Origin of the sequence: Ventrimonas faecis (assembly GCF_040096075.1) — a bacterium.
In the GTDB taxonomy this organism is placed as follows: Bacteria; Bacillota; Clostridia; order Lachnospirales; family Lachnospiraceae; genus Brotaphodocola; species Brotaphodocola faecis.
On the sequence record NZ_JBBMFJ010000002.1, the window covers coordinates 1 to 11,897 of the forward strand.

Sequence of the window (11,897 nt, forward strand, 5' to 3'; positions counted from 1 at the left end):
CAGGCAAAAATCCCATTGCCGAAGGCAATTTTCAATGGATTTTTGCCCGTAACTGTGAGGGTACTGAACAGTTACGGCTGAACGAAAATAAATGGGTGAAATGGAACAGAAAGCAGCAGGAAAGAAAATGGAAGTATATGTATCCGTGATGCGGGTGGATGCCGCACTTACAAAAAAAGAAGAGGACGAATTAAAGAGCCGTCTGTCCGCGGCAAGACAGGAAAAAATAGAACGGCTCCGGTACGAGGCAGATAAAAGGCTGTCTTTGGGTGCCGGTCTTCTTCTGGACCAGGGACTGAAACGGTTTGGTCTCCGGGAACAAACCGAAGCATTTGGAACTGTGGAAAACGGAAAACCATGCCTGCTGTGTCATCCGGAAATTCAGTTTAATCTGTCTCATTCCGGCTCCATGGTCATGGCCGCTTTCTCTTCCTGTCCGGTGGGCTGTGATGTGGAGAAAAAGCAGAAGGCGCGCATGGATGTGGCGAAGCGCTTTTTTGCTCCGGCGGAGCAGCGGGTTCTTCTTTCGGCGAAAACAGAGGAAGAACGGGATCTTCTGTTCAGCCGCCTGTGGACCTTAAAGGAAAGTTATCTGAAAGTGGGAGGCCAGGGAATGGCTATGGCCCTTGACAGCTTCACAATGGAACTTGGCGGGCAGCCAAGGCTGGTGGGAACGGAAGAAGGCCGGTACCGTTTTCAGGAGTTCTCCCTTTTTGATTACTGCGCGTCCGTGTGTGTGCAGCGGAAGGAACCGGGGAAAGGCGAGACGTTTTTTTTCTCTTTTCAAAACCTGGAAGATATGGTATGATACCGATAGAATTTAAAAGGAGACGTATGACCATATGGACATGAAACGAGTGTTTTTGAAGTTAAGCGGTGAAGCACTTGCCGGACCGAAAAAAACCGGTTTTGACGAAGATACAGTCAAAGAGGTTGCCAGACAGGTGAAGATTTCCGTCGATGCGGGCGTACAGGTCGGCATCGTCATCGGAGGAGGCAATTTCTGGAGAGGACGCACCAGCGACGCGATTGAGCGTACCAAAGCAGACCAGATCGGCATGCTGGCTACCATCATGAACTGCATTTATGTTTCGGAGATTTTCCGCAACGCAGGCATGAAGACCGAGGTTCTGACTCCGTTTGTATGCGGCGCGGTAACAGAACTGTTTTCCAAGGATAAGGCAAACCGTTATTTTGAGGAAGGCAAGGTTGTCTTTTTCGCAGGCGGCACCGGACATCCGTATTTCTCTACCGATACCGGCATCACACTGCGCGCGGTCGAGATGGACGCAGACTGCATTCTGCTTGCGAAATCCATCGACGGTGTCTACGACAGCGACCCGGCCAAGAACCCGGACGCAAAGCGTTACGACACCATCAGCATTCAGGAGGTCATCGACAAGAAGCTTGCGGTGGTAGATCTGACAGCATCCATCATGTGCATGGAGCACAAGATGCCAATGGCAGTATTCGATTTAAACGAAAAAGACAGCATTGCAAACGCAATGCAGGGAAAAATAAACGGCACCATCGTGACCGTCGATTAACAGGAGGAAACTATGCAGGAACACTTAAAGTTATACGAGGACAAAATGGAGAAATCCCTGGACGTGCTGCTTGACGAATACGCATCCATCCGCGCAGGCCGTGCCAACCCGCACGTTTTAGACCGCTTACGCATTGACTACTACGGAACCCCAACCCCGATCCAGCAGGTCGGCAACGTAACCGTTCCGGAGGCACGCATGATCGTGATCCAGCCGTGGGAGAAGAGCCTGTTAAAAGAGATCGAGAAAGCAATCCTGGTTTCCGATCTGGGCATCAACCCGACCAACGACGGCAACGTGATCCGTCTGGTATTCCCGGAGCTGACCGAGGAACGCCGTAAAGATCTTGCGAAGGATGTCAAGAAAAAAGGTGAGGGCGCAAAGGTTGCCATCCGCAACATCCGCCGCGATGCCATGGACAGCATTAAGAAAATGGAAAAAGCAGGCGACATCTCTGAGGATGATTTAAAGCAGGGCGAGGAGAAGATCCAGAAAATCACCGACAAGATGATCGAGAAAGTGGACAAGGCCATTGAGACAAAGACCAAGGAGATCATGACCGTCTAGTCCCTGGGAATGAATGAGAGCAGAGAGGGGGAGAGCGATCTTCCCCCTTTTCTTTGCTCCGTTGACGCTGGCACTTCATGTGCGAGGTCATTCGCATGGGCGTTTTACAATGCATGGATATATGGAGGAATACAAATGTCTGAACGATTAGAGGGAATGGTGATCCCGAAGCATGTAGCCCTGATTTTAGACGGCAATGGCCGCTGGGCGAAAAAACGTGGCCTGCCGCGTTCTATGGGACACAAGGAAGGCTGCGTGACCGTGGAGAAGACCGTAGAGATTGCGGCCCGCATGGGAATTGAATATTTAACCGTATATGGTTTTTCCACGGAGAACTGGAAGCGTTCCGCGGAGGAGGTGGGCGCGCTGATGCAGCTGTTCCGCTTCTATATGGTGCGTCTGTTAAAGGTGGCGTCTGCCAACAATGTCCGCGTGAAAATGATCGGAGACCGCACCCGGTTCGACCAGGATATCATTGACGGGATCAACCGTCTGGAATCCGAGACGAAGGACAACACCGGCCTGACTTTTGTCATTGCCGTAAACTACGGCGGCCGGGACGAGATTACCCGGGCCATGAAGAAGCTGGCTGCGGACTGTGTGAGCGGAAAACAGAACCCGGATGAGATTACGGAGCAGACGGTGGCTTCTTACTTAGATACCGCAGGCATGCCGGATCCGGACCTTTTGATCCGTACCAGCGGCGAGATCCGCCTGTCCAATTATCTTTTATGGCAGCTTGCCTACACGGAAATTTACGTGACGGACTGCCTGTGGCCGGATTTTGATCAGGAAGAGCTGGAGAAGGCCATTATTGCCTATAACCAGCGTGACCGCCGTTACGGTGGAGTGAAACAGGCATAAAAAGGAGGGGACCGGATGTTTACAAAACGGCTTGTAAGCGGTATTATTCTCGTTATTCTTGCTATTATAATAGTGGGAAAGGGCGGTGCCCTTCTGTACGGAGTTACCGCGTTAATTTCCCTGATCGGTCTGTTTGAGCTGTACCGGGTTCTGAAGATTGAAAAGAACGCCATGGGCGTGGTAGGGTACCTCACAGCCATTTCCTATTATGGCCTGGTCTGGTTTGACGGCCACCATTATGTGACCCTGATGGCCATTGCGGCCCTGATGGTCATGATGGCCATTTATGTATTCACGTTCCCGAAATACCGGACTGAAGAGGTGGCGGAATCCTTCTTTGGCGTGTTTTATGTGGCGGTGATGCTGTCCTATCTGTATCAGGTCCGCGCCATGGGAGATGGAAAGTATCTGGTATGGCTGATCTTTTTAAGCTCCTGGGGCTGCGATACCAGTGCCTACTGTGTCGGCATGCTGCTTGGAAAACACAAGCTGGCTCCGGTCTTAAGCCCGAAGAAATCCATTGAGGGAGCTGTGGGTGGCGTGGCAGGCGCCGCGCTTTTAGGCTTTTTGTTCGCCACGGCATTTGGTGGCAAGATGACGGAGCTGATGTACCCGCGCCTGGCCTGCACGCTGGCCTGCGCCATTGCGGCAGTCATTTCCCAGATCGGGGATCTGGCAGCATCCGCCATTAAACGAAATCACAACATTAAGGATTACGGCAACCTGATCCCGGGACACGGCGGCATTCTGGACCGGTTCGACAGCATGCTGTTTACGGCTCCGGCAATCTTCTTTGCCCTGCTGTTTCTGCCGTAGCATAAATACCGGCAGAAGTGTTCTTTCTGCCGGTATCGAAACTTACATGCCATCTCATGGAAAAGTGGGCTGGCAAAAAGGAGAGTACAAATGAAGCGTATTGCGATTTTAGGTTCTACCGGCTCCATCGGCACTCAGACCCTGGAAGTCGTAGAGAACAATCAGGATATTCAGGTAACCGCTCTGGCGGCCGGAAGCAACATCAGGCTGTTGGAGGAGCAGATCCGCAAATTCCATCCGACCTTAGCATGTGTCTGGGATGAGAAAAAGGCTGCGGAGTTAAGAACAAACATCGCGGATCTTTCTGTAAAGGTGGTAAGCGGCATGGACGGTCTGCTGGAGGTTGCCGTGCAGCCGGAGGCAGAGATTCTGGTTACCGCCATTGTCGGCATGATCGGCATCCGCCCGACCATTGCGGCCATGAAGGCAGGAAAAGATATTGCCTTAGCAAACAAGGAGACTCTGGTCACGGCCGGACACATCATTATGCCGCTGGCAAAGGAAGTTGGCGTGAAGATCCTTCCGGTGGACAGTGAACACAGTGCCATTTTCCAGAGCTTAAACGGCGAGGACAAAAAGGCCATCGACAAGATTCTTTTAACCGCGTCCGGCGGCCCGTTCCGCGGTTGGACAAAAGAGCAGCTGGCTGGTGTACGCCCGGAGGACGCCTTAAAGCATCCGAACTGGACCATGGGGCGGAAAATTACCATTGATTCCTCTACCATGGTCAACAAGGGCCTGGAGGTCATGGAAGCCCGCTGGCTCTTTGGCGTGGAGATGGACCAGGTGCAGGTGGTGGTGCAGCCGCAGAGTGTTATTCATTCCATGGTGCAGTTTGCGGACGGCGCGGTTATTGCACAGCTGGGTACCCCGGATATGAAGCTGCCAATCCAGTATGCGTTATACTACCCGGAACGAAGATTTTTGCCGGGAGAGCGTCTGGATTTCGCGAAACTGGGAAGTATTACCTTTGAGAATCCGGATATGGAAGTGTTCCGCGGCTTAAAGCTGGCTTACAAGGCCGGAAAGCGCGGCGGTTCCCTGCCGACGGTTTACAACGCGGCTAATGAGTGCGCAGTAGGAAAGTTCTTAAACCGTGAGATTTCCTATCTGACCATCATTGACATGATCGAGGGTGCCATGGAGCACCACAGGGTGGTGGAGAACCCGGATGTAGACGCCATTCTTGCGGCAGAGCGGGAGACTTATGAATATATAGAAAGCAGGTGGTAGTGTGTTGAATATTCTTGCAGCAGTGCTGCTGTTTGGATTTATTGTACTGGTGCACGAATTCGGACATTTTCTGCTGGCGAAATGCAGCGGAATCGGGGTTGTGGAGTTTTCTGTGGGCATGGGCCCGCGCATTTTCAGTGTGGAAAAGGGCGAGACCCGCTATTCCATCAAGGCGCTGCCCTTTGGCGGTTCCTGTATGATGGTGGGAGAGGACGCGGAAAACACGGATCCGAAGGCTTTTAACAACAAGCCGGTGTTATCCCGCATTGCGGTTATTGCGGCGGGGCCGGTTTTCAACTTTATCCTGGCGTTTCTGTTTGCCATGATCATTGTGGCACAGATTGGCCATGACGCGCCGGTCTTAACTGGAGTCATGGAGGGAAGCCCGGCAGAGGAAGCCGGACTTCAGGCCGGAGACTGCATCACAAAGATTAACGGACGCCACATCACGGCGTACCGGGATATCATGCTGTACACCTTTTCCCATCCGGGTCAGGAGATGAAGGTGCAGTTTACAAGACCTGCAGAGGCGGGAACGAAAGAAAGTGATGGTCCTACCAGCGGTTTTGTGACACTGACCCCGCGGTTCAGTGAGGAGTACCAGTCCTACATGATGGGCGTGCAGTTTGGCGGATACCAGAAGATTCATGGGATTGGCCAGCTCATTCATTACAGCGCCTATGAGGTGAAATACTGTGTCGTTTCTACCATTGACAGCCTGGGCATGCTGTTTCGCCGCCAGATCCGTGCAGATGAGGCGGTAACCGGTCCGGTTGGCATTGTCAACATGGTCGGGGAAACCGTGCAGGAGAGCCGCCAGATCAGTGCCCGCGCGGTCGTGCTTACGCTGGCGAACTGGGTGCTGCTTTTAAGCTCCAGCCTTGGCATTATGAACCTGCTGCCGATTCCGGCTTTAGACGGAGGCCGTCTGGTGTTTCTGCTCATTGAGCTGGTGCGCGGCAAGCCGGTGGATCCGGAAAAAGAAGGCATGGTGCATATGGCCGGCATGGCCGTTTTAATGGCACTGATGGTGCTGGTATTGTTTAACGATATTCGAAATCTGTTATAAAAAGGGGAAGAGCATATGGAACGGAGAATGACGAAGGAGATCCGGATCGGAAACCGGAAGATTGGCGGGGGAAACCCGATTCTGATCCAGTCAATGTGCAACACGAAAACGGAAGACGCGGCAGCAACCGTGGCCCAGATCTTAAGGCTGGAGCAGGCTGGCTGCGATATCATCCGTGTGGCTGTGCCGACCATGGAAGCGGCAGAGAGCTTAAAGGCCATCAAACGCCAGATCCATATTCCGCTGGTGGCAGACATTCATTTTGATTACCGCCTGGCCATTGCAGCCATGGAGTGCGGAGCAGACAAAATCCGCATCAATCCGGGCAACATCGGAAGCGCGGAGCGGGTGCAGGCTGTGGTGGATAAGGCAAAGGAATACGGCGTGCCGATCCGCGTGGGTGTCAACAGTGGTTCTCTGGAAAAGCCGCTCATTGAAAAGTATGGCGGCGTGACGGCAGAGGGCATTGTGGAGAGCGCCCTGGAAAAGGTAGCCATGATCGAGCAGATGGGCTACGACAATCTGGTCATCAGCATCAAGTCTTCTGACGTTCTTATGTGTGTGAAAGCCCACGAACTCATCAGCAAAAAGACGGATTATCCGCTCCATGTGGGCATTACCGAGTCCGGTACCCTGACTTCCGGCAACATCAAGTCCGCGGTAGGCCTTGGCATCATTCTGCATGAGGGCATTGGCGATACCATCCGTGTTTCCTTAACCGGAGACCCGGTGGAGGAGATCAAGTCCGCAAAGCTGATCTTAAAGACCCTGGGACTCCGGAAGGGCGGCGTGGAAGTGGTTTCCTGCCCGACCTGCGGAAGAACCAAGATCGATCTTATCGGTCTGGCAAACCAGGTAGAAAATATGGTAACGGAATTTGACCAGCTTGACGTGAAGGTGGCCGTGATGGGCTGTGTCGTCAATGGACCGGGTGAGGCCAGAGAGGCGGATCTTGGCATTGCCGGCGGCTGCGGCGAGGGACTTCTGATCTGCAAGGGCGAGGTGATCCGCAAACTGCCGGAGGACCAGCTGTTATCTGCCCTTCACGCGGAGCTGGCTGCACTTGCGAAGGAACAGGGGAAGTTGTAATACATGAAAGCATTTTTGGAAGTATTTCCGGGATTACATATGACAGACCAGATGCAGGAGCTTTTAACCCTGGTAAACGTGGACCGTGTGTCCATGACCAGGGATAGAAGCTCTCTTCGTGTTTATATCGTAAGTCCCCGTCTGATCGACAAACGAAATATCTGGTCGCTGGAAAAAGGAATCCGGGATCAGCTGTTTCCGGGCAAGCAGATCCAGATCCGTATTTTTGAGAAATACACGTTGTCGGAGCAGTATACGCCGGAAAAGCTGCTGACGGCCTACCGGGACAGCTTACAGGCGGAATTAAAAGAGTACAGCATTGTAGAGTATTCCATTTTCCGAAAGAGCAACTGCACCTTCCCCAAGCCGGATCTTCTGCACATGACGGTGGAGGATACCATGGTGAACCGGGACAAGGCCGGGGAACTGAAGCGCGTGCTGGAAAAGGTGTTTTATGAACGCTGCGGACTGCCGGTGGAGGTAGAGTACGAGTATGTGTCCCCAGTCCGGGCCAAAGCGTCGATCCAGAGAGAGCTGCAGGCGCAGCAGGAAGCGGAGCGCATGACGGCGAAGGTGGCGGCGGTGCTGGGACTGAACGAGGCCACCGTAACGGACGGCGCCTATGCAGGAGCCGCGGACGGAAGCGGCGTGCAGGGTGGTGCCGGGCAGAACGGCGCTCATGGAGGCGGTGCCGGGGCAAATGGAGCAGCAAGAAGCCAGAAAAATGGCAAGGCCGGCAGCACCGGAAAGACGGGGGCTGCTGCGGCTGGCAAGGCAGCAGGCGGAAACGCCCAGGGTGGTAAATCCGGCGGCTTCACCGGCGGCGAGGCGAGACCCGGGCAGCTGCGTTCCGGCGGCAAAAAAGACTTTAAGAAGAATGACTGGAGTTCCGGCGGTTACCGCAAGAAATCCGACAACCCGGATGTGCTGTTTGGCCGTGACTTTGAGGATGACTTTACCACCATTGAAAAAATTGAAGGCGAGATGGGTGAGGTAACCGTGCGCGGCAAGATCCTGGACAAGGACAGCCGGGAGCTGCGCAGCGGAAAGACCATCATTATCTTCCATATTACGGACTTTACGGACACCATTACGGTCAAGGTTTTTGCCAATGAAGACACGCTGGAGGACTTAAATGCAGCCATTAAGCCGGGGACCTTTATCCGGCTCTGCGGCATGACTACCATTGACCGGTTTGACGGTGAGCTGACCATCGGCTCCGTACGCGGCATCAAAAAGGCAGAGGATTTCACCAGCAAGCGCATGGATCACAGCCCGGTAAAACGGGTGGAGCTGCACTGCCATACCAAGATGAGCGATATGGATGGCGTGTCCGATGTGGCCAGCATCATCAAAAAGGCCAAGGAGTGGGGCATGGAGGCCCTGGCGGTTACCGACCATGGCTGTGTGCAGGCCTTTACCGAGGCCAGTCACGCCCTGGACAAGAACGACCCGTTTAAGATGCTCTACGGCGTGGAGGGCTACCTGGTAGACGACATGAAGGACCTGGTTGAGAATCCGAAGGGACAGACTTTCGCGGATTCCTTTGTGGTGTTTGATATCGAGACCACCGGTTTCAGCCCGGAGAAGCATAAGATTATCGAAATTGGCGCGGTCAAGGTGGAGAAAGGCGTCATTACCGATAAATTCAATACCTTTGTCAATCCGGACGTACCGATTCCCTTTGAGATCGAACAGCTGACCGGCATCAACGACAACATGGTGCTTCCGGCGCCGAAGATCGATGTAATTCTGCCGCAGTTCCTGGAGTTCTGCGAGGGCTGCAGCCTGGTGGCACATAACGCTTCCTTTGATGTGAGCTTCATCGCCCGGAACGCGGCGCTTCTCGGACTGCCCTTTGACCCGACGGTGCTCGATACCGTGGCGCTGGCAAGACATCTGCTTCCGAACTTAAACCGTTTCAAGCTGGATACGGTGGCGAAGGCTCTGAATATTTCGCTGGAGAACCATCACCGGGCGGTGGACGATGCGGGCTGTACCGCAGAGATCTTTGTGAAATTTATTGAAATGCTGAAGGACCGGGGTGTGGAAAATCTGGAGCAGTTAAACAGCATGAGTACGCTGAATGCGGACATGATCAAGAAGCTTCCGACCAACCATATCATCATCATTGCGAAGAATGAAGTAGGGCGCATCAACTTATACCGTCTGGTATCCTGGTCCCACATCGATTATTTCGCAAAGCGTCCCCGGATTCCAAAGAGTGTGCTGAACCAGTACCGGGAGGGACTGCTCATCGGTTCCGCCTGCGAGGCGGGCGAGCTGTACCAGGCGCTCCTTCGGGGACTGCCGGAGACAGATATCATCAAGATCGCGAATTTTTATGATTTTCTGGAGATTCAGCCGCTTGGAAACAATGCCTTTATGCTGCGGGATGAAAAGAGCCCGGTGAAAACAGAAGAAGATCTGAAGGATTTAAACCGCCGCATTGTAAAGCTGGGAGAAACCTTGAATAAACCGGTCTGCGGCACCTGCGATGTACATTTTTTAAATCCGGAGGATGAGGTATACCGCCGCATTCTGATGGCGGGTCAGGGCTTCTCCGACGCGGACCAGCAGGCACCACTGTACCTGCGTACCACGGAGGAGATGTTAAAGGAATTTGACTACCTGGGCCCGGACAAGGCAGAGGAGGTCGTCATCACCAACACCCGCATGATCGCGGATATGTGCGAGAAAATCTCGCCGGTACGGCCGGATAAATGTCCGCCGGTTATTGAAAATTCCGATGAGACTCTGCGTAAGATCTGTTACGATCAGGCGCATGAGATGTATGGCGAGGATCTGCCGGGAATTGTTTCGGCGCGTTTGGAAAAGGAGTTAAACTCCATTATTTCCAACGGATTCGCCGTGATGTATATCATCGCCCAGAAACTGGTTTGGAAGTCCAATGAGGACGGCTATCTGGTTGGCTCCCGAGGTTCTGTAGGTTCTTCCTTTGTGGCAAACATGGCAGGTATCACGGAGGTTAACTCCCTAAGCCCGCATTACCTGTGTCCGAAATGCCATTATTCGGATTTCGACTCCGAGGATGTGAAGAAGTTCTCCGGTATGGCGGGCTGCGATATGCCGGATATGCGCTGCCCGAAGTGCGGAGCCATGATGACAAAACAGGGCTTTGATATCCCGTTTGAGACCTTCCTGGGATTTAAGGGAGATAAGGAGCCGGATATCGACTTAAACTTCTCCGGTGAGTACCAGAGTAAGGCTCATGATTACACGGAGGTTATCTTCGGAAAAGGACAGACCTTCCGCGCGGGAACTATTGGTACCCTGGCGGACAAGACAGCGTTCGGTTTTGTAAAGCGCTACTACGAGGAGCGCGGTGTTCACAAGCGAAACTGTGAGATTGACCGCATTGTACAGGGATGTGTCGGTGTGCGGCGTACCACCGGACAGCATCCGGGCGGTATTGTCGTACTTCCGATCGGAGAGGAGATTTATTCCTTTACCCCGGTCCAGAGGCCGGCGAACGATATGACAACCTCCACGGTTACGACGCATTTCGATTACCACTCCATTGACCATAACCTGTTGAAGCTGGATATTCTGGGCCATCAGGACCCGACCATGATCCGTATGCTGCAGGACTTAACCGGTCTGGATCCGGTAAAGGACATTCCGCTGGATTCCCCGGAGGTGATGTCCCTGTTCCAGAACACCTCAGCTCTTGGCATTACGCCGGAGGATATTGGCGGCTGTAAGCTGGGCGCGCTGGGTATCCCGGAGTTTGGTACGGATTTCGCAATGCAGATGTTAATTGACGCGCAGCCCAAATACTTTTCCGACCTGGTCCGTATTGCCGGACTGGCCCATGGTACGGACGTATGGCTGGGTAACGCGAAGGACCTTATCTTAAGCGGGCAGGCTACCATTCAGACCGCCATCTGCTGTCGAGATGATATCATGGTATATCTGATCCAGATGGGGCTGGAGGAGGGACTTTCCTTCACCATCATGGAGAGCGTGCGAAAGGGCAAGGGCCTGAAGCCGGAGTGGATTGAGGAGATGAAGAAGCACGATGTGCCCCAGTGGTACATTGATTCCTGCTTAAAGATTAAGTACATGTTCCCGAAGGCCCACGCGGCGGCCTACGTTATGATGGCATGGCGTGTGGCATACTGTAAGGTATTCTACCCGCTGGCTTACTACGCAGCGTTCTTCAGCATCCGTGCCAACGGCTTTTCCTATGAGCTGATGTGCCAGGGACGGGATAAGCTGGAGTACCATCTGGCGGACTTTAAGAAACGCGCGGATTCCCTCTCCAAGGCAGAGCAGGATACGCTGCGTGACATGCGTATCGTCCAGGAGATGTATGCCCGGGGCTATGATTTCATGCCCATTGACATTTACCGGGCCCAGGCAGACCGCTTCCAGGTCATCGACGGTAAGCTGATGCCGTCCTTAAGCAGTATTGCCGGACTGGGACTGAACGCGGCAGAGGGTGTGGTATACGCGGCCAAGGACGGCCCATTCCTTTCCAGGGAAGATTTCCGTGCCCGCACCAAGGTCAGCAAGACCATCTGCGACCTGATGAGTGACCTGGGGCTTCTTGGGGATCTGCCGGAGAGCAACCAGCTGTCGCTGTTTGACTTTTAAGGAACCGTCGGCGCTTTCTCGGGTGCAGACAATATTTTTCGACAGAATACGCAAAAGAGATTTACAAGCAGAGGCATCCCTGGTTATAATAA

Annotated in this window: 9 protein-coding genes; all 9 read left to right on the plus strand. The window is 53.4% G+C overall.

What is annotated here, in order from left to right; all coding sequences use genetic code 11:
* The first annotated feature begins 127 nt into the window (after positions 1-127).
* On the plus strand, positions 128-808 hold the full coding sequence (locus WMO41_RS01095) for a 4'-phosphopantetheinyl transferase family protein (RefSeq protein ID WP_349228235.1): 681 nt from the start codon (positions 128-130) through the stop codon (positions 806-808).
* Positions 809-842: 34 nt separating this feature from the next.
* Positions 843-1,547, plus strand: a complete 705-nt coding sequence (pyrH, locus tag WMO41_RS01100) for a UMP kinase (protein ID WP_118540425.1) — start codon at positions 843-845, stop codon at positions 1,545-1,547.
* 12 nt (positions 1,548-1,559) lie between these two features.
* A complete protein-coding gene (gene frr, locus WMO41_RS01105) occupies positions 1,560-2,114 on the plus strand; it encodes a ribosome recycling factor (RefSeq protein WP_118530644.1) in 555 nt (184 codons plus the stop codon).
* 135 nt (positions 2,115-2,249) lie between these two features.
* Entirely contained in the window at positions 2,250-2,978 is a 729-nt protein-coding gene (gene uppS, locus WMO41_RS01110; RefSeq protein ID WP_349228236.1) for an undecaprenyl pyrophosphate synthase, read from the plus strand.
* A gap of 15 nt (positions 2,979-2,993) precedes the next feature.
* Positions 2,994-3,794: a phosphatidate cytidylyltransferase gene (locus WMO41_RS01115; protein ID WP_349228237.1), complete on the plus strand. Its 801-nt coding sequence runs from the start codon at positions 2,994-2,996 to the stop codon at positions 3,792-3,794.
* Positions 3,795-3,884: 90 nt separating this feature from the next.
* Positions 3,885-5,027 carry a 1-deoxy-D-xylulose-5-phosphate reductoisomerase gene (locus WMO41_RS01120; protein ID WP_349228238.1) on the plus strand — a complete coding sequence of 381 codons (1,143 nt, stop codon included), beginning with the start codon at positions 3,885-3,887 and terminating at the stop codon, positions 5,025-5,027.
* Between the two features lie 4 nt (positions 5,028-5,031).
* Positions 5,032-6,096, plus strand: coding sequence for a M50 family metallopeptidase (locus WMO41_RS01125; RefSeq protein ID WP_494338408.1), 1,065 nt, complete (start codon positions 5,032-5,034; stop codon positions 6,094-6,096).
* 15 nt (positions 6,097-6,111) lie between these two features.
* The gene (gene ispG / locus WMO41_RS01130) at positions 6,112-7,185 is read left to right on the plus strand and encodes a flavodoxin-dependent (E)-4-hydroxy-3-methylbut-2-enyl-diphosphate synthase (protein ID WP_349228240.1); all 1,074 of its coding nucleotides are present in this window, start codon (positions 6,112-6,114) and stop codon (positions 7,183-7,185) included.
* A gap of 3 nt (positions 7,186-7,188) precedes the next feature.
* Complete coding sequence (locus WMO41_RS01135) at positions 7,189-11,805, plus strand: PolC-type DNA polymerase III (protein ID WP_349228241.1); 4,617 nt, start codon at positions 7,189-7,191, stop codon at positions 11,803-11,805.
* The last annotated feature ends 92 nt before the right edge of the window (positions 11,806-11,897 follow it).

Excerpts from the sequence above, each read along its gene's own strand:
- WMO41_RS01095 (WP_349228235.1), top strand. The coding sequence starts at position 128 with ATGGAAGTATATGTATCCGTGATGCGGGTGGATGCCGCACTTACAAAA.
- pyrH (WP_118540425.1), top strand. The coding sequence starts at position 843 with ATGGACATGAAACGAGTGTTTTTGAAGTTAAGCGGTGAAGCACTTGCC.
- frr (WP_118530644.1), top strand. The coding sequence starts at position 1,560 with ATGCAGGAACACTTAAAGTTATACGAGGACAAAATGGAGAAATCCCTG.
- uppS (WP_349228236.1), top strand. The coding sequence starts at position 2,250 with ATGTCTGAACGATTAGAGGGAATGGTGATCCCGAAGCATGTAGCCCTG.
- WMO41_RS01115 (WP_349228237.1), top strand. The coding sequence starts at position 2,994 with ATGTTTACAAAACGGCTTGTAAGCGGTATTATTCTCGTTATTCTTGCT.
- WMO41_RS01120 (WP_349228238.1), top strand. The coding sequence starts at position 3,885 with ATGAAGCGTATTGCGATTTTAGGTTCTACCGGCTCCATCGGCACTCAG.
- ispG (WP_349228240.1), top strand. The coding sequence starts at position 6,112 with ATGGAACGGAGAATGACGAAGGAGATCCGGATCGGAAACCGGAAGATT.
- WMO41_RS01135 (WP_349228241.1), top strand. The coding sequence starts at position 7,189 with ATGAAAGCATTTTTGGAAGTATTTCCGGGATTACATATGACAGACCAG.